Here is a 24,024-nt window from a genome sequence, read left to right as displayed (position 1 = left end):
CACAACTGGATGAAACACCAGTATGGCGCATCTGAACCAAAATTCAAGTCTGTCTGAGGCAGGTAGCTAATCAGGCAAATCAGAGATAAAAAAGCCCGCCGTAGCGTTACGGCGGGCTTCCTCTTCCTTCTTCCTTGTCACGCAGAGGGGCTTATGCGTGGTGCAGGATTTTGTGCTTGGTGGCAGGGTGTTGGGCTGTCTTGCTCAGCTTGCCGTCGGCCTTCACCGGGGCATGGGCCACCTTGTGGATGGGGTGCTTCACCACTTTCTTGGCTGCGACCTTGTGCACGGGCTTGGCGGGTGCAGCGGTGGTCTTCACCACTGGCGCGGTGGCGGGGGCTACCGCAGGTGTGGCGGCGGGGGCCTGGGCAAAGCTGGCGGCGCTGGCGGCAGCGAGGGCGAAGGCGGCGATCAGGGTCTTGGCTTGCATAGTGGCTCCTGGAAAGTAGTGCTTGGGTCTATCGGTTTTCACTGTTATGGAGTGTTGAATTCCATGTGTCTACAACGCCTGCGGCTGGAGCTCTGGCCGACGCCAGTGCCTGCAAAGTTTTGTAATCCTGCGCGGCAGCTGGCCCACAATGGTGGCATGACGCAACCCGAAATCTGTACCACCGCCAGCCAGATCGTTTACCGCAACCGCTGGATGGCGGTGCGCGAGGACAGCATCGTGCGCGCCGACGGCAGTACCGGTATCTATGGCGTGGTCGAGAAGCCGGACTTCGCCGTCATCGCCGCGCTGCGTGACGGCCAGCTCTACCTGGTCGAGCAGTACCGCTACCCGGTGCGCCAGCGTTTTTGGGAGCTGCCCCAGGGCTCGTGGGAAGGCCAGACCATAGACCCGCTGAGCCTGGCGCGTGCCGAGCTGCGCGAAGAAACCGGCCTGGTGGCTGGCCAGATGCAGCACGCCGGTCGCCTGTTCCTGGGCTACGGCTATTCCACCCAGGCTTACGACCTGTTCCTGGCCACCGACTGCGAGCAGCACGCGACGGAGCTGGACGCAGAAGAGCAGGGCCTGGTGGCGCGGCCCTTCGACATCGCCACCGTGCAAACCATGGTGTGCGACGGCAGCATCCAGGACGCCACCACCGTCGCTGCCTTTGGCCTGCTGCGTTTGAAGGGATTGCTCTGAATTTTGTAGCTGCCGGCGCAAGAGTTATCTGCGCTGGCGTGCTAAAAAGCTTGTAGCCTGGGGTGGCGGAAAAATCGGCGCTCCATAGCGGCCGCACTTTCTGCCCGGCCGCCGGCCCGGCTCAGCGTTTGATGGCCAGCACTAGCACGCCGCTGGCCACCAGGCCGATGCCCGCCCATTCGCGCAGCGAGGGGCGCTCGCCCAGGAATGCAAAGGCAAATACCGCCACCAGCACCAGGCTGAACTTGTCCACCGGCGCCACCTGCGAGGCCTGGCCCATCTGCAATGCCCGGAAGTAGCAGACCCACGACGCCCCCGTGGCCAGGGCCGACAGGCCCAGGAACAGCAGGGTGCGTGGCGACAGGTTGCGCGGGTCCATCCACTTGCCGGTGGCGTTGACAAACACCGCCAGCAGGCAGACGATGATGGCCGTGCGCACCAGCGTGGCGAAGTCCGAGTCCACGCCCTGTATGCCCACCTTGGCGAAGATCGCCGTCAGCGCCGCAAAGCAGGCCGACAGCGCGGCCCAGAAGAACCAGCCGTGGGAGGAGTCAAGCATGGGGTGGCCTTTCGCAAACGGGGTGGTGCCGATTCTGCATCTGCGCCGCCCGGCTGTGCGTGATTGCTATGTAAAGAATAGCTGCTTGCGCAGGGATTACGTGCGCCAGAGGGCTATTGGGCTTGCATCTTCGGGGCCGCATGGAACGGACAACTTGGCGATTATTCCAGCGCCCCCACACCCCGCAGCCGCTCCACCGCCATGTCCAGAAACGCCCGCACCCGTTGCGCTGCGTAGCGCCCCTCGCGGTGCAGCAGGTGTACCGGCAGGGCTGGGGGCTCGTAGTCGGGCAGCAGGATCTGCAGCCGCCCGGCGCGCACATGCTCGGCCACCTGGTAGGAGAGCAGGCGGGTGATGCCAAAGCCGCTGACGGCGGCGGCCATGGCGCTGTCGTTGGTGGTGGTGAGCATGCGGGGCTGCAGCTTCACCAAGCGCGGTGCGCCCTGGTGCCAGAAGCGCCACTCGGTGGTGGGGCCGCTGCCGTGGATGGTGGTGACGGTGTGGCTGGCCAGATCATCCGGTGTGCTGGGCGTGCCATGCTGGGCCAGGTAGGCGGGCGATGCGCAGAGCACGCGGCGCAGCTGCGAAACGCGCACGGCTTGCATGCTGGAGTCGGGCAGGGCGCCGATGCGTACGGCCACGTCCACACCTTCGTCCAGCAGGTTCACCACCCGGTCCAGAAACAGGCAGTGGGCCTGCACCTCGGGGTAGCGTTGCAGGTAGTCGGTGACCAGGGGCGTGACGTGCAGCGCGCCGAACATCAGCGGTGCGGTGATGACGAGGCGGCCACGCGGTGCGCTGTGCATGCCAGCCACCGAGGCGTCGGCGTCGGCCAGTTCGGCCAGGATGCGGCGGCAGTCCTCGGCGTGGCGGGCGCCGGCCTCGGTGAGCCGTACCACGCGGGTGGTGCGGGTGAGCAGGCGCACGCCCAGGTGGCTTTCCAGGTCCTTGATGGCGCGGGTCACGGCCGGGGGCGACAGCTGCAGCTGGCGCGCGGCACCCGCAAAGCCTTGCGCGTCGGCCACGGTCACAAAGATCTGCATGGCCTGGAGTCTGTCCATATTCTTCCTGTTTATGGAATGGTGTATTGGAAATAGAGGTGATTCTATTTTTCACCTGGTATCAATACAGTGCATCCATGCGCTGCGTTCCGCGCAGACACTGTCTACACACCTGGAAGGAAAACACCATGAGCCTGGCCCCCGAAGCTCCTCGCCCACCCCTGCCGCCGTTCAACGTCGACACCGCCGCGCAAAAGGTGCGCCTGGCCGAAGACGCCTGGAACAGCCGTGACCCGGCCCGCGTGGCGCTGGCTTATACGCCGGACAGCCGCTGGCGCAACCGCGCGGAGTTTCCGCAGGGCCGGGCCGAGATTGAAGTGTTTTTGCAGCGCAAATGGGTGCGCGAGCTGGACTACCGGCTGATCAAGGAGCTGTGGGCTTTTGATGGCAACCGCATCGCCGTGCGCTTTGCGTATGAGAGGCATGACGCGGCGGGCCAGTGGTTCCGCTCCTATGGCAACGAGAACTGGTTGTTTGATGCGCACGGCTTCATGGCCGAGCGCCACGCCAGCATCAACGACCTGGCGATCACAGAGGCCGAGCGTAAGTTCCACTGGCCCAGCGGGCGCCGGCCCGACGACCACCCGGGCCTGAGCGCACTGGGTTTGTAACCCGGCGTTGACCTCAGGTGGGTGCGCCAGCAGAATGGCCGCCGCAGACACTGCCGCCGGGCGGGTCTGCGGCACTATTGTTTTTCGCCAACCCACCGGAATTGCATTATGAAAATTAGTGTTGAAACCTCGGTTGCAGCCCCTATCGAGAAAGTGTGGCGTGCCTACACGACGCCGGCCGACATCGTGCAGTGGAATGCCGCGTCACCGGACTGGCACACCACCACGGCCCAGGTGGATTTGCGCGAGGGCGGCGCCTTCTCGTCGCGCATGGAGGCCAAGGACGGCAGCATGGGTTTTGATTTTGCGGGCACGTACACAAAAATCGTCAAGCATGCGCTGATCGAATATGCATTTGGCGACCGCACGGCCCAGGTCACGTTTACCGAGGGCGCGGGCGGCGTGCAGGTGCGCGTGACTTTCGACGCCGAATCTACCTACTCCGTCGAGCAGCAGGAGCAGGGCTGGCAGGCCATTCTGGGCAACTTCGCACGCCACGTGGAAGCCCTGGCCTGAACTTGCACCATCAGCTGGTCGTGCGGTTTTCCGCGGCCAGGTAGTCCAGAAAGGCTTGCAGCGGCATGGGTTTGGCGAAGTAGTAGCCCTGGCCGTACTGCACGCCCAGCGCGCTGAGCTGGGCCGCCTGGGCGGCGTTTTCAATGCCCTCGGCGACGACCTTGCTGTCCACCGCCTTGGCGATGGCGACGATCTCGGGGATCAGGCTAGAGCGCAGGCTGGCGTCTTCCATCTCGAACACAAAGGACTTGTCGATCTTCAGGAAGTCGGGTGCCACGCGCTTGACCATGCCCAGGTTGGAATAGCCGGTGCCGAAGTCGTCGATGGCGATCAGGTAGCCGTCGGCCTTGAGGCGCTGCAGCTCGGGCACGATCTCGGGCGAGAAGTTGTATTCGGTCACCTCCAGCTCGACCCGCAGGTCCTTGCGGCCGGTGGTATGCATGACGGCCTGCAGATGTGCATGGACCCGGTCGCGTTGCAGATTGTTGGGGAAGAAGTTCAGCGCGATCTTGAAGTCGGTTTGCGCGGGCAGGGCTGCACCCAGTTCGCGCAGGGCACAGGCGCTGATGGCGGTGTCAAACGCCCAGCCCAGGTTTTGCCGTACCAGCGCGGGTATGAACTGGTCGGGGTAGACCAGCTTTTTGCGGTCCTGCAGCCGGGCCAGTACCTCGCAGCCTATGGTGCGTCCACTGGCCAGGTCGCGGATGGGTTGATAGTGGCAGACCACGTTGTCGGGCCGGCACAGGTGGCGGATGCGGTAGTCCATGGACTGGTAGTGCCGGCAGCGCCGGGTCACCATGTCGGCGACCAGAAAGCCCAGCAGCCCACACAGGCCCAGAGCGCCCAGCAGCAGGGCCCAGTAGTCGGCCAATAGCTCGCGCAGCTGCAGCACCGACTGTGCCGAGAGCTGGACAAAGTTGGGCAGGGTGTTGCTGACCAGCAGCACAGCCCTGTGGGTGTCGAGCTGCAGGTGCGGCGTGTTGGGGCCGACTTGGGGGCTGGTCAGGTTGGCGTGTTCGCCACGGAATACCTGGGTGCGTTCGACGCCGCGGCCGGCCCACAGCGTGTCGCTGTGCTGCAGTTTGGCATCGCGGGTGGCGTTGTCGTCCAGTGCGACCTGGAAGGGGCCACGCTCCACCAGGGTGACGAATACGGTTTCGTCGGCCAGCGGCAAGGGGGCGTTCAGGTAGTAGTGGCCGGCCTCGCCCTGCAGACCACCGGTATTGGGTGCCAGCGGCGGGTAGATGTCTCCCAGGCTGGTGCTGCAGACCAATTGGCGCTGGCTGTCGAGGATGCCGATGTCGCCCACCACCCGGTGTTTGAACAGCAGGCTGCGTAGTTTGGTGCGGTTGTCAGCGGTGCAGTCTGCGGGGTAGATGCTGTTGAGCTCCTGCAGCAGTGCAGTGACTTCCACGCGCCGGTTCTCCATGGTGCGAAACAGCGTGGCATGGCCGCGGTCGATCTCACGTACGCGCAGCCCGATGCCTGCCAACACGATCGCCAGGCCCATGGCCAACGCCAGGACGCAGCCGCTCAGGCTGCCAACCAACCGGGGGCGGCGCCCAAGCGTGCGCCTCAAGACAGGCATGGCTGCGTATTCCATCGTCCCGGCATGGTGGGCTCCCCTTACGGCTATTGGTCGCACTGGCCGGGTGCCGCCCCGGCGCAGAGCTGATGCATTATCAACACATTTATTCCGTTTCCAGGCGGTGCGCGCCTGGGTGGAATATGCAGCCGGATTTTAGGAGTGAAAATGCCGATGGCGCAGGTGGATTCTGCGTAGGCAGCTATCAAAAAATGAGTATGAATGGGTGCGGTGGTCTCAGACGCTATGGTAGGCCTGCTCCAGCGCGGCGATGTCCAGTTTGACCATTTGCAGCATGGCGGCAACTGCGCGTTGGGCGGCGGCAGTGTCGTCGCCCTGCATCATGGCAGTCAGGGTTTTGGGCACGATCTGCCAGGACACGCCGAACTTGTCGGTCAACCAGCCGCATTGCTGGGCGTGGCCGCCGACCATCAGCTGGCTCCACAGATGGTCCAGTTGGGCCTGGGTGTCGCAGGGCACGACCATGGAGATCGCCGGAGAGAAGTTGAAATACGGGCCGCCGTTCAGGGCCACAAACTCCTGGCCATCCAGCACAAACTCCACCGTCATGACCGAGCCTATGGGCCGGTGCGTACTTTCCACGTAGTGCGTGGTGCTGACGATGCGTGCGTTGGGAAAGACGGATACATAAAACTCCGCCGCCTCTTCGGCGGCTCCGTCAAACCACAGGCAAGGCCCGATTTTCTGCATGGAAATTACCTCCAGTCGCGGGTATGCAGGGTGCGAAATACTCCCTCAACCTCAGGACTGTAGCGCCCTGGCGGACCGCAAGTGGCTGTTTTATTGCTACCGTTTGTATAGCCGGTAACGGTGTGGTGCAGTACCTGCCAGGCAGAGCCACAGGCTTCTAGGGGCTGACTCCATGCGCCAATGCGGGCACCGTTTGGCCATGGAGGTGCACGCGGTTGCGCCCAGCGGCTTTGGCCGCGTACAGTGCCTGGTCGGCCTGGTGCAGCACGGCTTGCCAGTGCGGGTCCTGGGCCGAGGCCAGGGCCACGCCCATGCTGGCCGAGATGGGCACGCGCTGGCCCTGGCTTTCACAGACCAGGGTGGATATACCGCGGCGCAAGCGGTCACACACCTGCAGGGCTGCATCCACCGACACCTCGGGCAGGTAGAGCACGAATTCTTCTCCGCCGTAGCGTGCAAAAGCGTCGTGTTCGCGCAGCATGCTCTGGATGTACTGCGCGCAGCTGACCAGCACTTCATCACCCGTCGCATGGCCGTAGCGGTCGTTGATTTGCTTGAAATGGTCCAGGTCCATCAGCACCAAGGCGGCGCCTGCTGCCGGCTGTTTGGGCAACTGGGCCAAGAACCAGCGCCGGTTGCCCACCCCGGTGAGTGGGTCTGTCTGGGCCATGCGTTGCAGGTGCAGCTGCGAGCGCTCGTTCACCAGGGTGACCGTCAACAAGGCGATGCCGAAGTTGCACAGGATCTCCATGAAGAAAGTGTCCGCAACATTGCCCAGAAGGTCAGATCCGCGGAAGATGCTGAGCACCCGTATCAGGTAAAAAAGCGCTCCCAGCAGCATGCATATGGCCAGGGGCTTGCGCGACGGCAAGGGCTCCAGCCGCCCGTTACGCAAGATGCCGTACCCGGTCAGTGTCAGGCCCAGAATGGCGCCAGCATAGTAGGTAAGGCCGCGTAACTTGGCTTCGTAAGGGAAGCCGGTGGCAAGCCCCAGCAGAGCCACGCCCAGGGGCAGCAACAGGACCAGGCGGGTCTGTTTCCAGCGCCAGCGTCCTGCCAGTTCGGCGTAGCTGGCCCATAGCAGGCTGTAGCCCAACATGGTGCACAGCAGGCTGATATGCGGCCGCACCATGGTTGGCAAATCTATTCGGCCTGGATGCGTGATGGCGGATGTGAAGGTATACCCCCCCGCCAAGAAAATAAAGGCCAGGGCCAGCAGGCCGATGCCCTGTGTGCCCGAGGATTGCCTGCGCAGTTGCACGAACACCAGCGCCCCCAGCATGAAGGAAGTCTGGTGCAGGAACAGCACCGTGGGCAGGTGGATCTCTAAACTGGCAGCCATTTTTTATGTAGCCATGGGCGCGAACTGTCCATGCAGGCGCACGCAATTGCGGCCTGCGGCTTTGGCGGCATATAGGGCCTGGTCGGCCCGGTGCAGGACCGCGTGCCAATGGGTATCTTGCACGTTGGTAATGGTGATACCGAAGCTGGCCGAGACAGGCACGGGCTGCCCTTGGTTTTCGCATGCCAGTGCCGCCAGGCCCAGGCGCAGGCCTTCGGCGATGGCCTGCGCTTCAGCGGTGTTTGTCCGGGGCAGGTAGAGCACAAACTCCTCTCCTCCGTAGCGCGCGAACACCGCCTCTGGGGGCAACATGCCCTGGATGCGATGGGCGCATGCCACCAGCACAGCGTCGCCAGTCGCGTGGCCGAACTGGTCATTGATGCGCTTGAAGTGGTCCAGGTCGATCAGCAGCATGGCGGCCCCTGACACAGGGTGTGCTGGGAGCCGGCCCAGGAAGCTGCGCCGGTTGCCTGCGCCGGTCAGTGGGTCGGTCTGGGCCATCTTCTTCAATCGCACCTGGGTGCGGTCGTTGACCAACGAGATGGTCAGCAGGCACATGGCAAAGCCGCAGACAATTTCAACAAAGAAGGCATCCGCCACGTTGAGCAGAATTTCGGTTTCCTGGTGCATGTTGACGATGTTCAGCATGTAGACCAAGGCGCTTGCCACCAAGCTGCTGGCAAGTAGCGGCCTGTTCGGCAAGGGATCGATGCGGTTTTGCCGCAGCATGCTGTAGGCGGAAGACAGCAGCGCAACTATTGCGTAGCCATGGTACGTGCTGGCACGCAACAGATTGTTCTGTGGAAATCCGGTGAGTCCGCCCAGCAGCGCGATAGCCACGGGCAGAAGCAGCATCCACCGGTCTTGCTGCCAGTTTCCAGTACCTGCCAGTGTGTTGAAGCCACCCCACATCAGCGTGTATCCCAGTGTGCCAAATAACAAGCTCAGGTGCGGCCATACGGCCATGGCCACTGGAAGATGGTCCGTTATGCCCGCAATGGTTGCACCCGCAGCCAGCAACAAAAAGCTGGCGGCCAGCAGGCCCAAGCTCACGCGCTTGCTCTCGTGCGATTGCTTGCGTACATGCATGAACACCAGTCCACCTATGAACAGGGAGGTGGTGTTGAGCAATAAAACCGTACGTAACTCGATCTCGAACGCCATGTCCTTGTGTTCGCCAAATGCGGATGGGGCGATATTGCGGGCGGCAGGACGTACGCGCTACACATCCGGGACAGCGTCTCCTGGCTATGATTTTAAGAGCCAATTGTGATGGCTGGATGTGCTGCAACACGGCATTTGGGCTGTGCATGGGGCCTGCCCAATAGGCCCTGCACTGCTGGATGACAGTTTCGCGACAAAGCCCGCCGTGCCACGGCTTGGCGGCTGCAATGCAGCATGAAGCTGCATTTGCGAAACACGGTCTATTTGGAGCCTTAAATAGACCGTGAACAGTTTCTCAAGAAAGGCGTTGGTCCGTAGAGGGCTTTTTCCACAGATTGATGCCGCCGTCCACCGCGTGCTGGTCGATCGCGGCGAGTTCTTCGGTGCTGAAGTGCGCGTTCTTCAGCGCACCGGCCAGTTCCACGATCTGCTCTGGGCGGCTGGCGCCGATCAGGGCCGAGGTGACGCGCGGGTCGCGCAGCACCCAGGCGGTGGCCATCTGCGCCAGGCTTTGGCCACGGGCCAGGGCCATCTCGTTCAGTGCGCGCACATGGGCCAGGTTCTGCGGGCTCAGGTGGTCTTGCTTGAACGAGCCGCCGCCGGGGCGGTTGATGCGCGCGTCGGCGGGCACGCCGTTCAGGTACTTGTTGGTCAGCAGGCCCTGGGCCAGCGCGCTGAAGGCGATGCAGCCTATGCCCTGGTCACCCAGGGTGTCCAACAGCTCTTCTTCGATCCAGCGGTTCAGCATGCTGTAGGACGGCTGGTGGATCAGGCAGGGCACGCCCATCTGCTTGAGGATGGCAGAGGCCTCGCGGGTCTTGCCGGCCGAGTAGCTGGACAGGCCCACATACAGTGCCTTGCCCTGTTGTACGGCCGTGGCCAGCGCACCCATGGTTTCTTCCAGCGGGGTGTCGGGGTCGAAGCGGTGCGAATAAAAGATGTCCACATAGTCCAGGCCCATGCGCTGCAGGCTTTGGTCCAGGCTGGCTAGCACGTACTTGCGGCCACCGCCGCCCTGGCCGTAGGGGCCGGGCCACATGTCGTAGCCGGCCTTGCTGGAGATCACCAGCTCGTCGCGGTAAGGCCTGAAGTCGCGGCGCATGTGCTCGCCGAAATTGGTCTCGGCGCTGCCGTAGGGTGGGCCGTAGTTGTTGGCCAGGTCGAAGTGGGTGATGCCCAGGTCAAACGCTGTACGTAGCATGGCGCGCTGGGTTACCAGTGGCGTGGTGTCGCCAAAGTTGTGCCATAGGCCCAGGGTGATGGCAGGCAGCTGCAGGCCGCTGCGCCCAGAACGGCGGTACGGCATTTTGTCGTCGTAGCGGTCGGTTGCGGCGTGGTAGGTCATGTTCTGTCTCCAAGGCTGTTGTAAGCGGAGCAGGCATTCTAGGAAGGATCGCCACCATTTGTGCGGCAGCCGCACTATGCCCTGGCGGGGGACTCGGCTCCGGGGGGCTCAAGTTCGCAACTGGCCGAGTCTTTCGTGGGCGTCCATGGCCAGCAGGGCCAGCACGGCGACCAGCAGCAGGTAGTGCAGGCCGTATTGCAGCTTGACCTGCGGTGAGGCAATTTCCTGGGTTGTCGGGGCATTGCCCTTCAAGGCTGACCATACTTTGGGTAGCGCCAGGATGGCTATGACGACAAGGAGAGGGCTGGGCCTCCACCAGAACACCGCGCACAGCAGGGGCATGCCCAGCAGCCACAGTTTGTTCGAGATGACAGAGACGATGCGTCCTCCATCCAGCGGGGTCAGGGGAATCAGGTTGAACAAGTTCAGCACGAAGCCCGCGTAGGCAATCGCCATCCACAATGCCTGGCCGTTCTCGCGGGCATAGAGATAGCATAGAAAGGCGCCGGCGGTGCCCAGCATAGGTCCAGCCAGGCCGACATAGGCCTCAGTTTCCGGGTCGAGCTGGGTGGTTTTGAGCGAGATCCAGGCGCCGACAAATGGAATGAAGACCGGCATGCCCACTTCCAGGCCACGCTTTTTCGCGGCGATGTAATGGCCCATCTCGTGCAGGAACAGCAGGCCGATGAAGCCCAGGGCATAGGGCCAGCCATAGTGCATGCTGTAGACGAAAACCGACACCAGCATGCTGCCGCTGGACACCAGCAATTTGCCCAGCTTACCCGCGAATAGCAAGGCCAGCAGGAACTTCATGCGCTAGCCCCGAGCTGCTGCAGTGCCGCCTGGTAGGCCGCGCCGATTTGTTTGCTTTTACGTTCCGCCAGGGCCTGTAATTCGCTGCCCAGGGAGGCCACCTTGTCGGGGTGGTATTCACCCATCAGCCGGCGGTAGGCGTTGCGGATGTCTTCCAGGCTGGCGTCGGGTGACAGTTCCAGTACCTGGTGCCAGGGCGGGTCCAGGGAGGCGGGCGCCACGTGGCTGGGCGCTTTGGCGGTAAACAGCGAGACCACCCAGTAGCCCAGTACCAGGCCACCGAGGACGATGATGATTTCTGTGGTACTCAAGGAGCGTTCTCTGCAGGAGCAAATCGCAGGCGCGCATTCAGCAGCGCGGGCATTTCGGAGCTGGCTTCGTCTTCGCAGGCGATCTGCTCGTCTAGTCGCAGCAGGCATTGCGCCTTCACTTGCGCCAGGGTCGTCGGGTCTAGCAGGCGCAGGCAGGCGGCTTCGAAGTCTTCCACCACCGGCTGGGTGGCGCATAGCTTGCGCACCAGATTCAATGCGAACGGCGGGCAGCTCAGGCATTCGAATGCCAGCGTGCCAAATGGTCCGTTTTGCAGGCCCAGCGTGTGCCGTCGACGCCACAGCAGCAGCAGCGCAGTGACATTGCTCAGGTACATCAGGGCTAGCGCCGGCACCACGGCCCACAGCCCGGCGCGGGTGAACAGCCCCAGCGGTAGGCCTACGAAAAGACAGGCGGCCGACAGCCAGATCCATGGAGTGAATACCCGCAGCGCCGGTAAAGTGTCCAGCACCCGTGGTGTGGCGCGGACTTGTGTCGTACCGGCAAAGCGCCAGCGCAGCACGAACAACTGCCGGTGCGGCGTGAGTGGGTTGGGCAGATAAGGTTCGCGGCCGCGTATCTTCCAGCGTTGCGAGCCAAAGGCGGCCAGCCAGCCGGCACGCCTGTGTACCAGCACGGCCTGGTTGCCCGACAACAGTCGTGCCGAGTCGTAGAGGTAGAGAGCCAATGCCAGCAGCATCAGCGCCGAAGCGGCATCCACGCCTATTTGCGCTTGAACAGCTTGCCTATGCTGCCCAGGAACACTGCGGCCGCAGCAGCCACCAGCTTCCAGGAGGCCGCCAGAACGCCTATCAGCACCTTCCAGAAGCCGGTCTTGGTGGCCACTGCGGCTGCGCCGCCGGCGACCAGGGCCGCCAGGCCGAATTGGGCAATGCGGTCACCGGACTTGAATTCAGAGTACTTTTCGCCGGCTTTGAACTCGAAGCCTGTCAGCACGGACTTGAATTCCTTGACATCTGCGTCCAGTGTTTCGGGGCTGGATACCAGCACCGCGCTTTCGTAGCCTGTGCGGCCCAGCAAGCGTACGGTGTAGTTGATGATGGGCCGGTCGTGGCTGGCAGAGCGTAGCCGCAGCGCCCACTCCAGGTGCTTGGTGGTGGGGTCGTAGTGTGGGGGGATGTACCAACCGTCGGTATACAGATCAGGCATGCCACGTTTGCGGCGCTCTTCGTTGCTGGGGCCGTCGTGGCTCTTGAGCTGCTTGAGCAGTTCGTCAGCATCGATCTTCTCGTCGTCTTTCACGTAGCCGGCCGGGTCGAATGAGAATGCGGCCCACCAAGAATTGCCCATCAGGATGTTTTCGGCCGAGGGCAGATTGCCCGTCAGCTCCAGAAACTTGGAGCCATTGGTGGTATCCAGGAATTGCGAGTCCTTGGGTATCTTCAGTTCGGCCTTGTCTTCCAACGCGGCGGTAACCGGGCCGTTTTGCCAGGCCAGGGCCTTGAGGGCGGCGTTCGGGTCTTCAGAGGTGGCAGCTTGCGTCAAGGTACCCAAGGTCAGAATAGCTATCGCTAGAGCGGCGTGCCTGAATCTCAACATATTTCCCCAATCATGCTGTATGGGCCTCGAGTGGCTGCATTGCATTTGTCCACTCGGAGCACTTGTGTCTATTTGTAAATGACGCAGCGGATTATTGATCGGCGGATCTGCAGGAACGAAGGGAATGGAGCGGGTGCTCATTCTTTTGAATGAAAACACAGCTTAGCGCGCCCAACATTTAGGAGGTGCTAAGTTAGTGGTGGCAAATGGTGTACTTCAGGCCGTGGGGCGGGGTAGCTCTATGACAAAGCAGGCGCCACCGCCTTCGCGGCCTTCGCAGCGGACGCTGCCACCGTGGCGTTCGGCGATGGACTTGACCAGGGCCAGGCCCAGGCCTACACCGCCATCGCGTTCGCTGGCGCCGGGCAGGCGGTAGAAGGGCTCAAAGATGCGTTCGCGCAGCTCGGCCGGTACGCCGGGGCCGCGATCGAATACGCGCAGCACCGCGTTGCCGCCGTGCCGCTGCAGGGTGACGTCCACATCGCCACTGGTGTAGCGGCGGGCGTTTTCCAGCAGATTGCGTACGGCGCGGCGCAGCAGCTTGGCCACGCCCTGTACCTCGTAGCTTTGGTCGGGCTCGCCTTCCACGCCGACCTCGAACGAGGCATCGGTGCGGGCGCATTCTTCGGCCACCAGGCCGGTCAGGTCCACCTCTTCCACCGTGCCGAGGTCGGCTTCCTTGGCGTCTAGCCGGCTGGCCAGCAGGATTTCGTCCACCAGCTGGTCCAGCTCGGCGATGTTGCGGCTGATCTCATTTTTGAAAGCCGGGGAGGGCGAGGAGCCCATCAGCTCGATGCCCATGCGGATGCGCGTCAACGGCGAGCGCAGTTCGTGCGAGGCATTGGCCAGCAGCGACTTTTGCGACTGCAGCAGGGTTTTGTGCGAGGCCACCAGGGTTTCGATGCGTTCGGCGGCTGTGTTGAAGCGCTGTGCCAGCAGGCCGGCCTCGTCGCGGCCATGGATGGGCACGCGTACCGACAGGTCGCCGGTGCCCCATTGCTCCACGCTGCGTTGCAGCGATTCCAGCCGCCGTGTCAGGCGCCGGATGATGGGGTACATGGCCAGTGCCATGGCAATGCCGACCATGCCCAGCGTCCAGAAGAAGCCGAACGGCGGCCGCAGCCACCAGGTGCGCGCCGGGCGCGGCAGGTGGATCAGCACCCGCTGGCCGTCGTGCATGCGGACCACGAATTCGGGGCCGCGGTTGTCCATGGTTTCGGGCGAAGGTGGGGGCAACTCTGTCAGGTCTTCACCGTCGTCCGGTAAGGCCGGGGCTGCCGGGGCGCTGGCGGGGGGGACGATCTGCAGGCCGTCGGGCGAGACGCGCAGTTGGCGGGTCGTGCCCTTGCCGATGATTTCGCCGGCCCGGTTGCGTATCACCAGGTCGTGCAGCGGCGGGTCGGCGGCCATGCGCCAGGCCAGGCCGACCAGCAGCATCAGTACGGCCAGGGCCAGCAGCACAGCCAGCCAGATGCGCACATACAGGCGCTGCAGCAGCGAGGGCAGGGAGGGTTGCATCGGGACGTAGTCCATCTCAGTTCTATCCGGTCGGCTGTGGAGCCGCAAAATGTACCGCGCTTCTGTGCGGCACCGCAGAGAGAACCGGACGGCGGGCTAGTCTTGCTGTTTGGCGAAGACGTAGCCGGCGCCGCGTACGGTGACGATGCGGCGCGGGTTCTTGGAGTCGGTCTCGATGGCGGCGCGGATGCGGCCCATGTGCACGTCGATGGAGCGGTCAAAGGCCTCCAGTTCGCGACCGCGCACGGCTTCCATGATCTGGTCGCGCGTCAGCACGCGGCCGGCACGTTCGGCCAGCGCCACCAGCAGGTCGAACTGGTAAGAGGTCAGGTCGGCCGGCTGGCCGTTGACGGTAACGGAGCGCGCGTCGCGGTCGATCTCCAGCGAGCCGAAGCGCAGCACCTTGTTGGCGGTGTTGGCGGTGTCGCCCTGGCGGCGCAGGATGGCGCGGATGCGCGCCAGCAGTTCGCGTGGCTCGAAGGGCTTGGGCAGGTAGTCGTCGGCGCCCAGTTCCAGGCCGATGATGCGGTCCAGCGGGTCGCCCTTGGCGGTCAGCATCAGCACTGGCACCTGGGCAATGTCGCCGGTGCTGTTGCGGATGCGTTTGCACACTTCCAGGCCGTCCAGGTCGGGCAGCATCAGGTCCAGGATCACCAGATCGGGACGGGTCGGGCCGCTTTGGCCCTGCAACTGCGCCAGACCGCCCATGGCCGTAGGCTGGTGCGACACGTTGAAGCCGGACTGGCCCAGGAACTCGCCGACCATGCTGGCCAGGCGGGTGTCGTCTTCGATCATTAGCAGGTTTGCGCTCATGGGGTATCCGTTAAGTGGTCTGGCCGTTGGGAAAGCATTTGTAAAGCACGATGGTGCGCCTTTGCCGCCAATATGGGTTGTAGCCACCGTAAAGATAGGTAAATACTTTACATCCAAATTGCTATCAAATAAATAGCTTCTGGCGCTTACACCTTCTGCGCTAGAGACGGTTTTTGCCGTATCAGCCTTTGTTCCGCTGCATACGCCACAGCAGCAGCAATAGCAGCATGGGCGGGATGGCGGTCAGGCCAGTGGCCACGAAGGCCGTGGCGTAGGCGCCCAGCAGGCCATAGGTGGGCGTGAGCGTTTCGACGGCAATTCCAGAGAATCCTTTCAGGAACTTGCCCAGCAACGCGTAGGTCGAGGACAGCATGGCGTACTGCGTGGCGGTGTAGCCCAGGCTGGTCAGGCTGGACATATAGGTCACCAGGGCGACGCCGGCAAAGGCCTGTGCAAATGCATCAAGCGCCATCACCGCGGCAAAAACCTCGGTGCTGGCATGGAAGCTGAGTAAGGCGAATGCCGCCGTGCCGAAGCCTTCGAGCACCAGCCCGGCGACCAGCGTGGGCAGCAAGCCCAGCCGGATGGCGCTGATGCCGGCCGCCGCGATGCCCAGGAAGGTGGTGACCAGGCCAAAGGAGCCGCGCACCCAGGCTACCGTGTCTTTGGCGAGGCCGAGGTCATGGTAGAACGGGTTGTACATCGGCCCCATCACGAAGTCGGGCAGGCGGTACAGCGCCACCATCAACAGCATGACCAGTCCGGCGACCTTGTGCTTGGCGAAGAAATCGACGAACGGTCCGACGATGGCATCAGCCAGGCCGCGCAAGGTCCACAGCGAGGGCCTCTGCTGCAGCACCACATCGGCACGCGCCGGCTCGGAGGCGTATAGCGTTGCCACCATGCACAGCGCCATCAGCACCGCCATGCCTACATACGACATGCTCCATCCGACACGGGCCGCGGCTGCGATGATCAAGGCATCGGTGATGAGCAGGGCCACGCGGTAGCCTACCTGCGCCGCCGAGGTCATCAGGCCCACTTCGTCCGCGTCAGCGGCCGACTCGATACGCCAGGCGTCGATGGCGATGTCTTGCGTGGCCGAGGCAAAGGCCGTCAACAAGGCAAATGCGCCGATGGCGGCCAGCCCGCCCGCCGTGCCCACCATGGCCATGCCCAGCAACCCGATGGTGACCAGAATCTGACACAGCAGCATCCAGCCGCGACGCCGGCCCAAGCGGCCCAGTAGCGGCACATCGATGCGGTCTACCAGCGGCGACCAATACACCTTGAACGCATAGGCGAATCCGACCCAGGAAATGAAGCCTATGGCCACCAGGCTGGTGCCGTCGTCCCGCAGCCAATAGCCAAAAGTATTCGCGGTCAGCAAAAAGGGCAGGCCCGAGGCAAAGCCCAGCGCCAGCATGACCGCCACCTTGGGCTGCCTGAGTTCTCTCAGCACCTCCATCGCTGAACGTTTGCGGCGCGGGGCGGAGGCAGGCTCTGGCTGAGGGGAGATCGGGGTACTGGCAGAAGAGGGGGACGTCATCCGGGAATAATACTTGCTGCGTTATAGATGGCTTGCAATATGGAAAGTAACTACAAATGCAGTTGAAAGTAGGTTGGATGTCGTTTTGCTTGGGTCTGGCCTTGGTGCAGACACCCTCGGCATGGGCGCGCGACGGCGTGGACGTGGGGGGCAACTCGGCCTTCTCCAAGCTGGTGTCGGCCGACCAGGTGGAGGAAACCGCCAAGCTGCAATACCAGCAGACTTTGCAGCAGGCGCAGCAAAAGCAGGCGCTGGCACCTGCCGATCACCCGCAATTGGTGCGTTTGCGCCGCATTGCGCAGCGCATCATTCCGTATACCGCCGACTGGAACCCGCGCGCCAAGGACTGGAAGTGGCAGGTCAACTTGATCGGCAGCAGCCAGATCAACGCCTGGTGCATGCCCGGCGGCAAGATCGCCTTCTACACCGGCATTCTGGACAAGCTGCAGCTCAACGACGACGAAGTCGCCGCCGTGATGGGCCATGAAATCGCCCACGCCCTGCGCGAGCATGCGCGTGAACGCATGGGCAAGTCCGCCGCCACCAATCTGGGCGCGAATCTGCTCAGTCAGCTGTTGGGTGCCGGCACTCTGGGCCAGCAGGTGATTGGCGGTGGCGCCCAGTTGCTGAACCTGCAGTTCAGCCGGTCCGATGAAACCGAGGCCGATCTCGTGGGCCTGGAGCTGGCAGCCCGCGCCGGCTTCGACCCGCGCGCCGGCATCAGCCTATGGAAGAAAATGAGCGCCCAGAATACGGGGGCCCCGCCGCAATGGCTGAGCACCCATCCGGCCAGCAGTACGCGCATCGCCCAGATCGAGAAGAATCTGCCCAAGGTGCTGCCGCTGTACGAGCAGGCCAGGAAAAGTTAAGGTTTTTGAAAGTTCTATGCGATGGTGACCTGCTACCTGCGTTACGTGATCGACCCCTACAAGCTCGCCGAATTCGAGCACTACGGCAAGCTATGGATTCCGCTGGTGGAAAAATTTGGCGGCCAGCACCACGGCTACTTTCTGCCCTCCGAGGGGGCGAACAATATCGCGCTGGCGATGTTCACGTTCCCGTCGCTGGCCGAGTACGAGGTGTACCGCGCCGCGTCCCTGCAGGACCCGGAATGCCAGGCCGCCTTCCGCTATGCCGGAGAGACGCGCTGCATCCTCAGCTACGAGCGCAGCTTCTTCCGGCCCATGTTTTCCTGAGTTTCGACGATTTAAATGGCGTGCGTGACCGTCGATATAGCTGTACCCCATGGGCAGCATTGGTTACGAGACCGGACACGAGGGTAAGCACTTTGGCTCAAGCCGCACAAATGCCATTTGCTAGCCCTGCATTGATGACTTTGTCTTTAGCCCGATGCCGATCTCAAGTGAGGACTGTATAGCGCTCGCATCCCGGCCGGGAGGTTCGCCAAAGAATCGCTTGTATTCTCGACTGAACTGCGAAGGGCTTTCATAACCGACAGCGAACGCGATGGCCGCAGCATTTGCGCCATTCGCTATCAATTGTCTGCGAGCCTCGGTGAGCCGCACTTGCTTCTGATACTGGAGCGGGCTTTGCCCTGTCACCGCTTTGAATTTTCGATGGAACACAGAGACGCTCATTCCGACGATCGAAGCCATGTCCTCCACGGCAAGCCGCTCATCATAGTGGGATCTGATCCACTCCATGGCGCGTCGGATTTTCCCCAAACGCGAATCGGCGACCGCCAGTTGCCGAAGGAGGTTTCCTTGGGGTCCCATGAGGAGTCGCAGTAGAACCTCTTCTTCGAGGCGAGGAGCCATTATGGGAATTTCTTCCGGACGCTCCAAAAGTTCCACAAATCGCCGCCACGCATCCAAAAATGGAAGGGATGCCCTACCGACGGCGAAACTCTCCCGTTCGGGTACCTTGGGCAGAGTCGGCAAGTCGACAAGCGCCTCCAGGACTTTCGCCGTATCCAGGCATAGATTGATGCCGACATAAGGCTCTTCCGGACTTGCCCGGCTGATCTGTCCAAGAGCCGTGAGCTCAGCCACGACGACCATGCAGTCGCCCATACCGTATTCAATCGATCTATTCCCTATGACCGTGCGCTTTGTACCTTGGAGAACCAAGCACACCACTGGATCGTAGATCAGCGGGATTGGATCGGTCGGGCGTTCAATCGCATAGATCTTTAGCCTCGAAATTGCAGTGGCACCGGTCAGTCCATTCTCGGCGTGCCGAAGAGCGATGGCCCTTATTTCATCGACTATGTTCATGTTTTTGCTTCAGCTGATCTTTCACGCGTCGCCAAAGAATCGGCAGAATCAGGCAATCTTTCGTGAAGATCAGGCATTGTCGCCATGAAGTTGCCGCACCTATATTCATGCCTACAGATTTAACGGAAATGTTCCATGAAAAAACGCAAGATTGGTGTGAACGGGCCGGAAGTATCGGCATTGGGTTATGGGGCCATGGGCTTTCATCTTGCCTATGGATCGAGCGACGAACAATACGGGCTGCAAACCATTCGCCGAGCCTATGAACTTGGCGTCACTCTGTTTGACACCGCGGAACTCTACGGATGGGGTCGGAACGAAAAGTTCCTCGGCCGCGCCGTCAAGGGCTTTCGCGACGACATTATCATCGCGACAAAGTTCGGCTATGAGCGCGACTATGTTGGCACAGACAGCCGCCCGGAGCACATTCGCGAAGTAACCGAGAACAGCTTGCGCTATTTGGATGTCGATCACATCGACATCCTCTACCAACATCGCTTCGACCCAAAGGTGCCGATCGAGGATGTCGCGGGCACGGTCGGTGACCTGATTCGGGAAGGCAAGGTCAAGTACTTTGGTCTGAGCGAGGCCGGCCCGCAGACCATTCGCAGAGCCCATGAGGTACAGCCGGTTACCGTGCTTCAGACTGAGTACTCGATCTTCGAGTGCGACGTTGAAGCCGTTCTTCCGACCACGCGTGAACTCGGCATCGGATTCGTGGCCTATTCGCCGCTCGGTCGTGGCTTCCTGACAAGCGCCGTCAAGCCCGCAGCCGAATATGAGTACACCGATATGCGCAATAGCTACGATCAGCGCTGGCAGCCCGGCAACTTCGAGAAGAACTTCGCCGCCGTCCAGCAATTGACCGAATTTGCACGCACAAAAGGGGCGACGGTCGCACAACTTGCTCTCGCTTGGCTCCTTGCTCAGGGCGACGACATCGTACCGATCCCCGGGACGCGGAATCGAGAGCGTCTAGAGGAGAACCTGGGCGCGACTGGCATCGAGCTCACGCAGGACGACCTTTCGAAGATCAGGAACATCCTGCCGAACGGCGCGTCCGGAGAACGCTATCTGGGCGGTGCGCCCGAATGGATCTGAGACGCGATCTTGGATCCCTCGCCCAGCGAGATCATAGGCAGCGTGGCAACTTTAGGTAGTTTAGCTAGCTGTGCTGGTCGGGTCTATCAGCGCCAGCAGCGGCGCATAAATGTGCGTACCAGCGGCGATGATGGGGTTGCCCTTGTGCAGCCCGTTGTGCGCCAGGAAGTCGTTCACCTGGCCGCCGGCCTCGCGCACCAGCACGATGGCGGCCAGGCAGTCCCAGGAGTTGATGTGTGGCTCGTAGTAGCCGATGAGCCGGCCGGCCGCTACATAAGACAGCATCAGCGCACCCGAGCCGTTGCGGATGAACATGCCGCCCGCATCCAGCACCCGGCCCAGAAACGGCACAAAGGCGCTGACCGGCACGCGGTGTGAGAAGCCCACGCCCAGCACGCCTTCGGTGATGCTGTGGGCCTGGTGCGCATGGATGGGCTGCTGGTTGACGAAAGCACCCTGGCCGTCGCAGGCGTGGAACATCTCATTGCTGTTCGGGTCGAACACCACGCCAATCACCGGCTTGCCTTGGTGCGTGACGGCGATAGACAGGCACCAAGAATGCATGCCGTTGACGAAGCAGGCCGTGCCGTCGATCGGGTCTATGACCCACAGATAGGCCGCGTCCTCGCGGTCCAGCCCGCCTTCTTCGCCCAGAAAGCCGTCGTCGGCAAACTGCGTCAGCACCTGGGCGCGGATGTACAGCTCGGTGTCCTTGTCGGCGGCGCTGACCATGTCCTGCAAGCCCTTGGACTCGATCACCAACTGGTCGCGCTTGCGGAACCATTCCAGGGCCTGCATGCCGGCCTGGCGGGCAATGCTCTGGGCCAGCGCGTAGCGCGCGGCGATGGCAGCGGCGCTCATGCCTGGCCTCCTACGATGCAAACGCCGTGCTGGGCGAAGCGGATACCGACCGACGCGCCCACGGCCAGCGGCTGGTGCATATCGGTCTGGCGCACAAACAATTCGCCCAGCGGCGACTCCACGGCGTACTGCATCTCCGTCCCCAGGAAGGCCGCGTGGCGGACCTGGCCGACCAGGGCGTCGCTGCCGGTGGCGGCCGTGAGCTGCACAGCGTCCGGCCGCACGGCGATGCGTATGTCGCCGCGGTAGGCGCGCGGGTTGGCCAGTGGCACGGCCAGGCCACCCAGCAGGCAGTCGGCCTTGCCGTCCGCCAGGGCGCCGCGCACGCTGCCGCTTACACGGTTGGCGTCGCAGATGAAGTCGGCCACGAACTCGTCGGCCGGGGTGTCGAACAGTTCGCGCGGTGTGCCCTGCTGGGCGATGCGCTGGTTGTTCATCACGATGATCTGGTCGGACACGGCCAGGGCTTCTTCCTGGTCGTGGGTCACATAGACCGCGGTGAGCTGCAGGCGCTGCTGGATCTCGCGGATTTCCTCGCGCACGCGGCGGCGCAGCTTGGTGTCCAGGTTGGACAGCGGCTCGTCGAGCAGCAGTACCTGGGGTTTGAGCACCAGGGCCCGGGCCACGGCCACGCGCTGCTGCTGGCCGCCGGAGAGTTCGCTGGGCAGGCGCGGGCCGAAGTCGGTCAGGCCGACCAGGCGCAGGCCTTCCATGGCCTGCTCGCGCGCATCGGCCTTGCGGGCACCGCCCACCTCCAGGCCGTAGGCCACGTTTTCCAGCACCGTCATGTGTGGGAACAGCGCGTAGGACTGGAACACCATGCTGACATCGCGTTCTATGGCCGACTGCTGGGTCACGTCCTGCCCGGCGATGAAGATGCGGCCCTGGCTCACATGTTCGAGCCCGGCAATCAGCCGCAGCGTCGAGGTTTTACCGCAGCCGCTGGGGCCGAGCAGGGTGACCAGCGTGCCCTGCGGAATGCTGAAGGACACATCGTTGACGGCGACGACGCGGCCGTATTGTTTGGTGACGCGCTCGAAGACCAGCGCGCCCTGCGTTGCGGCAGTGCTCATGATTCCACCTTTAAAGAAAATACCGGGGCAGGGGCGGCACCCTCTACCCGTTCCACTCTGCGCAGCCGGCGTTTGCCGACCAGGGTCTGCGCGGCCAGCACGATCACCAGCATCACCACGATCAGCGCGCTGGAATAGGCGATGGCAATGCCGTACTGCCCGTTCTCCACCAGGCCGACGATGTAGGCCGTGGCCATGTTGTACTTGGCGCTGACCAGGAACACCACAGCACTGATCGAGGTGATGGAGCGCACAAAGCTGTACACCAGGGCCGCGCTCAGCGCGGGGCGCATCAGTGGCAGGATGACGCGGCGTGCGGTAGTGAAACTGTTGGCGCCCAGCATGGTGGAGGCCTCATCCAGGCTGCGGTCCAGCTGGCTCATGGCCGCCATGCCGCCACGCAGGCCTACCGGCATGTTGCGGAACACAAAGCACAGCACCAGGATGGCGGCGGTGCCTGTCAGCTCAATCGGCGGCACGTTGAAGGCCAGGATGTAGCTGATGCCGATGACGGTGCCGGGGATGGCAAAGCTCAGCATGGTGGCAAATTCGAATGCACCCTTGCCGGCAAACTTTTGCCGCACCAGCAGCCAGGCGGCGACCAGGCCGAGGGCGGCGGTCAGCGGCGCCGAGATGCCGGCAATCATCAGGCTGGTGAACAACGAGTCCCAGGCCGTGCCTATCCAGCGCAGGCCGTGGCCGTCGGACTCGATGCCGAAAGCGCTGGCGTAGTGGCGCAGTGTGAAGCTGTTGTCGCGGCCCCATTGGTTGACGAAGCCACCGGCCAGAATCATGCCGTACAGCACCAGGGTGAAGCTGGTCCACAGCGTAGCGATGACCGCCAGCACGGCCGACAGGCGCCGGTCCAGACCGGCGTGTTGGCCGTTGTCGGCCTTGCCGGTGACCGTGGTGTAGGACTTGTTGCCCAGCCAGTGGCGCTGGGCCATGAAGGCGCTGACGGCGAACATCAGCAGGATCAGGCCGAGCCCTGCGGCGCGGCCGCCGTCGTTCTGCGCGCCGACGATGGCGAAGTAGATTTCGGTGGACAGCACGCCAAAATTGCCGCCCAGCACCATAGGGTTGCCGAAGTCGGCCATGCTTTCGATGAAGGCCACCAGGAAGGCATTTGCCAGGCCGGGCCGCATCAGCGGCAGCGAGATGCGCCAGAACGTGGTCCAGCGGTCGCCGCCCAGGGTTTGCGAGGCTTCTTCCACCGAGGGACTCACGCCTTCGACCACACCGATCAGCACCATGAAGGCGATGGGCGTGAACGACAGTAGCTGCGCCAGCCACACGCCGTAAAAGCCATAGAGGCCGCGCCCTGCGGGAACCTGGAATACGGAAGCCACCCAGGCCGACACCACGCCGCTGCGGCCGAACAAGAGGATCAGCGCCAGGCCGATGACGAAGGGCGGCGTGATGATCGGCAGCACCGTCAGCGCACGCAGGATGCGCTTGAAGCGAAAGCCGGTGCGCGTGACCACCAGCGCAAATGTCAGGCCCAGCAGGGTCGAGCCGGCGGCGGTGCAGAGCGCCAGGAAGACTGTGTTCCAGGCCACGCCGCAACCACGGGCACTGGCCACACAGGCCAGCGACCAGATGCGTCCATCGGCTACACGGGCCCAGGCGGCGTGCAGGCTGTAGCCGGTCTCTTGTTCAAACGCGCCGGCCAGCACGCGCAGCACAGGGAACATCACGAACAAGCCCACCAGGGCCGCCAGCATGGCGATGACACCGCAGACGAATACATCGCCGCGACAAGCGCCCATCCAGGCGGCGCCGGTGCTGAGCACAAACAGGGCGCTGGTGGTGAACAGCAATGCTCCCCAGCCCAGGCCGGGCAGACCGGCGGCGCTTGGCCCCCAGCCTAGATAGGCCAGCCACAGCAGGGCTGCGGTGGCCAGCCCGCACAGTCCCGCGCCCTTGGCACGGCGCTGTAAGGGCAGCAGGCAGACCAGGGCCACCAGTGCCGGCCATAGCACCAGGGGTAGCAGGCCGTAGCGCTGCAAGCCTAGCACCTGCCACAAGGCGCCGGCGGTCTGCGCGTCGCCGGGCCAGCCGGCGTGCAACCATTCGCCGCCGAACAGGCCGGCTTCCTGTACGTGCCAGGGCGCCAGCACGCTTGCCATCCAAGCCAGCCAGAGCCAGCCGCGTAAAGACTTCATCA

Annotated in this window: 25 protein-coding genes; 6 read left to right on the top strand and 19 right to left on the bottom strand. The window is 63.1% G+C overall.

What is annotated here, in order from left to right:
• Window positions 1-151: 151 nt before the first annotated feature.
• Window positions 152-430, bottom strand: a complete 279-nt coding sequence (locus AC07VY_RS24160; protein WP_495099725.1) for a hypothetical protein — start codon at window positions 428-430, stop codon at window positions 152-154.
• Between the two features lie 156 nt (window positions 431-586).
• Between AC07VY_RS24160 and AC07VY_RS24155 the strand changes: the two genes are divergently transcribed.
• On the top strand, window positions 587-1,129 hold the full coding sequence (locus AC07VY_RS24155; protein WP_495099724.1) for an NUDIX domain-containing protein: 543 nt from the start codon (window positions 587-589) through the stop codon (window positions 1,127-1,129).
• A gap of 121 nt (window positions 1,130-1,250) precedes the next feature.
• Here the strand turns inward: AC07VY_RS24155 and AC07VY_RS24150 are convergent, their stop codons facing one another.
• The gene (locus AC07VY_RS24150; protein WP_495099723.1) at window positions 1,251-1,688 is read right to left on the bottom strand and encodes an EamA family transporter; all 438 of its coding nucleotides are present in this window, start codon (window positions 1,686-1,688) and stop codon (window positions 1,251-1,253) included.
• Between the two features lie 161 nt (window positions 1,689-1,849).
• Entirely contained in the window at window positions 1,850-2,749 is a 900-nt protein-coding gene (locus tag AC07VY_RS24145) for a LysR family transcriptional regulator (RefSeq protein WP_495099722.1), read from the bottom strand.
• Between the two features lie 128 nt (window positions 2,750-2,877).
• Here AC07VY_RS24145 and AC07VY_RS24140 point away from each other — a divergent pair, with 128 nt between their 5' ends.
• Together AC07VY_RS24140 and AC07VY_RS24135 are read left to right on the top strand one after the other, a co-directional pair.
• A complete protein-coding gene (locus AC07VY_RS24140) occupies window positions 2,878-3,360 on the top strand; it encodes a nuclear transport factor 2 family protein (RefSeq protein ID WP_495099721.1) in 483 nt (160 codons plus the stop codon).
• A gap of 108 nt (window positions 3,361-3,468) precedes the next feature.
• Window positions 3,469-3,876 carry an SRPBCC family protein gene (locus AC07VY_RS24135; protein WP_495099720.1) on the top strand — a complete coding sequence of 136 codons (408 nt, stop codon included), beginning with the start codon at window positions 3,469-3,471 and terminating at the stop codon, window positions 3,874-3,876.
• Between the two features lie 10 nt (window positions 3,877-3,886).
• Here AC07VY_RS24135 and AC07VY_RS24130 read toward each other — a convergent pair whose 3' ends face one another.
• From AC07VY_RS24130 to AC07VY_RS24075, 12 genes are all read right to left on the bottom strand, one after another.
• On the bottom strand, window positions 3,887-5,464 hold the full coding sequence (locus AC07VY_RS24130; RefSeq protein WP_495099719.1) for an EAL domain-containing protein: 1,578 nt from the start codon (window positions 5,462-5,464) through the stop codon (window positions 3,887-3,889).
• A gap of 234 nt (window positions 5,465-5,698) precedes the next feature.
• Window positions 5,699-6,172: a VOC family protein gene (locus tag AC07VY_RS24125; protein ID WP_495099718.1), complete on the bottom strand. Its 474-nt coding sequence runs from the start codon at window positions 6,170-6,172 to the stop codon at window positions 5,699-5,701.
• A 157-nt stretch (window positions 6,173-6,329) separates the two neighbouring features.
• Complete coding sequence (locus AC07VY_RS24120; RefSeq protein ID WP_495099717.1) at window positions 6,330-7,514, bottom strand: GGDEF domain-containing protein; 1,185 nt, start codon at window positions 7,512-7,514, stop codon at window positions 6,330-6,332.
• A gap of 3 nt (window positions 7,515-7,517) precedes the next feature.
• The gene (locus AC07VY_RS24115) at window positions 7,518-8,678 is read right to left on the bottom strand and encodes a GGDEF domain-containing protein (RefSeq protein ID WP_495099716.1); all 1,161 of its coding nucleotides are present in this window, start codon (window positions 8,676-8,678) and stop codon (window positions 7,518-7,520) included.
• Window positions 8,679-8,973: 295 nt separating this feature from the next.
• Complete coding sequence (mgrA, locus tag AC07VY_RS24110; RefSeq protein WP_495099715.1) at window positions 8,974-10,023, bottom strand: L-glyceraldehyde 3-phosphate reductase; 1,050 nt, start codon at window positions 10,021-10,023, stop codon at window positions 8,974-8,976.
• A gap of 108 nt (window positions 10,024-10,131) precedes the next feature.
• On the bottom strand, window positions 10,132-10,836 hold the full coding sequence (locus AC07VY_RS24105; protein ID WP_495099714.1) for a site-2 protease family protein: 705 nt from the start codon (window positions 10,834-10,836) through the stop codon (window positions 10,132-10,134).
• A complete protein-coding gene (locus AC07VY_RS24100) occupies window positions 10,833-11,147 on the bottom strand; it encodes a J domain-containing protein (RefSeq protein ID WP_495099713.1) in 315 nt (104 codons plus the stop codon). Before AC07VY_RS24100 ends, AC07VY_RS24105 begins: the two co-directional genes overlap by 4 nt.
• Entirely contained in the window at window positions 11,144-11,866 is a 723-nt protein-coding gene (locus tag AC07VY_RS24095; protein ID WP_495099712.1) for a hypothetical protein, read from the bottom strand. Before AC07VY_RS24095 ends, AC07VY_RS24100 begins: the two co-directional genes overlap by 4 nt.
• A 2-nt stretch (window positions 11,867-11,868) precedes the next feature.
• A complete protein-coding gene (locus tag AC07VY_RS24090) occupies window positions 11,869-12,705 on the bottom strand; it encodes a DUF2167 domain-containing protein (RefSeq protein WP_495099711.1) in 837 nt (278 codons plus the stop codon).
• A gap of 216 nt (window positions 12,706-12,921) precedes the next feature.
• The gene (locus AC07VY_RS24085) at window positions 12,922-14,238 is read right to left on the bottom strand and encodes a sensor histidine kinase (RefSeq protein WP_495099710.1); all 1,317 of its coding nucleotides are present in this window, start codon (window positions 14,236-14,238) and stop codon (window positions 12,922-12,924) included.
• An 81-nt stretch (window positions 14,239-14,319) separates the two neighbouring features.
• A complete protein-coding gene (locus AC07VY_RS24080; RefSeq protein WP_495099709.1) occupies window positions 14,320-15,036 on the bottom strand; it encodes a response regulator in 717 nt (238 codons plus the stop codon).
• Window positions 15,037-15,217: 181 nt separating this feature from the next.
• Window positions 15,218-16,504, bottom strand: a complete 1,287-nt coding sequence (locus tag AC07VY_RS24075) for an AmpG family muropeptide MFS transporter (RefSeq protein WP_495105572.1) — start codon at window positions 16,502-16,504, stop codon at window positions 15,218-15,220.
• A gap of 137 nt (window positions 16,505-16,641) precedes the next feature.
• Between AC07VY_RS24075 and AC07VY_RS24070 the strand changes: the two genes are divergently transcribed.
• Window positions 16,642-17,454 (top strand): M48 family metallopeptidase, encoded by an 813-nt coding sequence (locus tag AC07VY_RS24070; RefSeq protein WP_495099707.1) that lies wholly within the window; start codon window positions 16,642-16,644, stop codon window positions 17,452-17,454.
• A 21-nt stretch (window positions 17,455-17,475) separates the two neighbouring features.
• Window positions 17,476-17,781 (top strand): NIPSNAP family protein, encoded by a 306-nt coding sequence (locus AC07VY_RS24065; protein WP_495099706.1) that lies wholly within the window; start codon window positions 17,476-17,478, stop codon window positions 17,779-17,781.
• Between the two features lie 120 nt (window positions 17,782-17,901).
• Here the strand turns inward: AC07VY_RS24065 and AC07VY_RS24060 are convergent, their stop codons facing one another.
• Window positions 17,902-18,822: an AraC family transcriptional regulator gene (locus AC07VY_RS24060; protein WP_495099705.1), complete on the bottom strand. Its 921-nt coding sequence runs from the start codon at window positions 18,820-18,822 to the stop codon at window positions 17,902-17,904.
• Window positions 18,823-18,957: 135 nt separating this feature from the next.
• On the opposite strand from AC07VY_RS24060, the gene AC07VY_RS24055 reads away from it, so the two are divergent.
• Window positions 18,958-19,923: an aldo/keto reductase gene (locus AC07VY_RS24055; RefSeq protein WP_495099704.1), complete on the top strand. Its 966-nt coding sequence runs from the start codon at window positions 18,958-18,960 to the stop codon at window positions 19,921-19,923.
• A gap of 60 nt (window positions 19,924-19,983) precedes the next feature.
• Here the strand turns inward: AC07VY_RS24055 and AC07VY_RS24050 are convergent, their stop codons facing one another.
• Genes AC07VY_RS24050 through AC07VY_RS24040 form a run of 3 tightly spaced genes read right to left on the bottom strand, consistent with a single transcriptional unit; the run spans window position 19,984 to window position 24,022 of the window.
• Window positions 19,984-20,784 carry an inositol monophosphatase family protein gene (locus tag AC07VY_RS24050; RefSeq protein WP_495099703.1) on the bottom strand — a complete coding sequence of 267 codons (801 nt, stop codon included), beginning with the start codon at window positions 20,782-20,784 and terminating at the stop codon, window positions 19,984-19,986.
• Window positions 20,781-21,857, bottom strand: coding sequence for an ABC transporter ATP-binding protein (locus AC07VY_RS24045; RefSeq protein ID WP_495099702.1), 1,077 nt, complete (start codon window positions 21,855-21,857; stop codon window positions 20,781-20,783). Before AC07VY_RS24045 ends, AC07VY_RS24050 begins: the two co-directional genes overlap by 4 nt.
• Window positions 21,854-24,022, bottom strand: a complete 2,169-nt coding sequence (locus tag AC07VY_RS24040) for an ABC transporter permease (RefSeq protein ID WP_495099701.1) — start codon at window positions 24,020-24,022, stop codon at window positions 21,854-21,856. The genes AC07VY_RS24045 and AC07VY_RS24040 overlap by 4 nt, the downstream gene beginning before the upstream one ends.
• Between the last annotated feature and the right edge of the window lie 2 nt (window positions 24,023-24,024).

The organism is Rhodoferax sp. GW821-FHT02C08 (assembly GCF_059421805.1).
The sequence above is the reverse complement of the archived record's forward strand: the minus strand, read 5'-3'. Positions and strand labels throughout refer to the sequence as shown.

Bases quoted from the DNA above. Each gene is read 5' to 3' on its own strand.
- AC07VY_RS24155 (WP_495099724.1), top strand. From the start codon at position 587: ATGACGCAACCCGAAATCTGTACCACCGCCAGCCAGATCGTTTACCGC.
- AC07VY_RS24135 (WP_495099720.1), top strand. From the start codon at position 3,469: ATGAAAATTAGTGTTGAAACCTCGGTTGCAGCCCCTATCGAGAAAGTG.
- AC07VY_RS24150 (WP_495099723.1), bottom strand. From the start codon at position 1,688: ATGCTTGACTCCTCCCACGGCTGGTTCTTCTGGGCCGCGCTGTCGGCC.
- AC07VY_RS24120 (WP_495099717.1), bottom strand. From the start codon at position 7,514: ATGGCTGCCAGTTTAGAGATCCACCTGCCCACGGTGCTGTTCCTGCAC.
- AC07VY_RS24130 (WP_495099719.1), bottom strand. From the start codon at position 5,464: ATGCCTGTCTTGAGGCGCACGCTTGGGCGCCGCCCCCGGTTGGTTGGC.
- AC07VY_RS24075 (WP_495105572.1), bottom strand. From the start codon at position 16,504: ATGGAGGTGCTGAGAGAACTCAGGCAGCCCAAGGTGGCGGTCATGCTG.
- mgrA (WP_495099715.1), bottom strand. From the start codon at position 10,023: ATGACCTACCACGCCGCAACCGACCGCTACGACGACAAAATGCCGTAC.
- AC07VY_RS24055 (WP_495099704.1), top strand. From the start codon at position 18,958: ATGAAAAAACGCAAGATTGGTGTGAACGGGCCGGAAGTATCGGCATTG.
- AC07VY_RS24080 (WP_495099709.1), bottom strand. From the start codon at position 15,036: ATGAGCGCAAACCTGCTAATGATCGAAGACGACACCCGCCTGGCCAGC.
- AC07VY_RS24050 (WP_495099703.1), bottom strand. From the start codon at position 20,784: ATGAGCGCCGCTGCCATCGCCGCGCGCTACGCGCTGGCCCAGAGCATT.
- AC07VY_RS24105 (WP_495099714.1), bottom strand. From the start codon at position 10,836: ATGAAGTTCCTGCTGGCCTTGCTATTCGCGGGTAAGCTGGGCAAATTG.
- AC07VY_RS24040 (WP_495099701.1), bottom strand. From the start codon at position 24,022: ATGAAGTCTTTACGCGGCTGGCTCTGGCTGGCTTGGATGGCAAGCGTG.
- AC07VY_RS24145 (WP_495099722.1), bottom strand. From the start codon at position 2,749: ATGGACAGACTCCAGGCCATGCAGATCTTTGTGACCGTGGCCGACGCG.
- AC07VY_RS24160 (WP_495099725.1), bottom strand. From the start codon at position 430: ATGCAAGCCAAGACCCTGATCGCCGCCTTCGCCCTCGCTGCCGCCAGC.
- AC07VY_RS24070 (WP_495099707.1), top strand. From the start codon at position 16,642: ATGCAGTTGAAAGTAGGTTGGATGTCGTTTTGCTTGGGTCTGGCCTTG.
- AC07VY_RS24090 (WP_495099711.1), bottom strand. From the start codon at position 12,705: ATGTTGAGATTCAGGCACGCCGCTCTAGCGATAGCTATTCTGACCTTG.
- AC07VY_RS24140 (WP_495099721.1), top strand. From the start codon at position 2,878: ATGAGCCTGGCCCCCGAAGCTCCTCGCCCACCCCTGCCGCCGTTCAAC.
- AC07VY_RS24125 (WP_495099718.1), bottom strand. From the start codon at position 6,172: ATGCAGAAAATCGGGCCTTGCCTGTGGTTTGACGGAGCCGCCGAAGAG.
- AC07VY_RS24065 (WP_495099706.1), top strand. From the start codon at position 17,476: ATGGTGACCTGCTACCTGCGTTACGTGATCGACCCCTACAAGCTCGCC.
- AC07VY_RS24045 (WP_495099702.1), bottom strand. From the start codon at position 21,857: ATGAGCACTGCCGCAACGCAGGGCGCGCTGGTCTTCGAGCGCGTCACC.
- AC07VY_RS24085 (WP_495099710.1), bottom strand. From the start codon at position 14,238: ATGGACTACGTCCCGATGCAACCCTCCCTGCCCTCGCTGCTGCAGCGC.
- AC07VY_RS24115 (WP_495099716.1), bottom strand. From the start codon at position 8,678: ATGGCGTTCGAGATCGAGTTACGTACGGTTTTATTGCTCAACACCACC.
- AC07VY_RS24060 (WP_495099705.1), bottom strand. From the start codon at position 18,822: ATGAACATAGTCGATGAAATAAGGGCCATCGCTCTTCGGCACGCCGAG.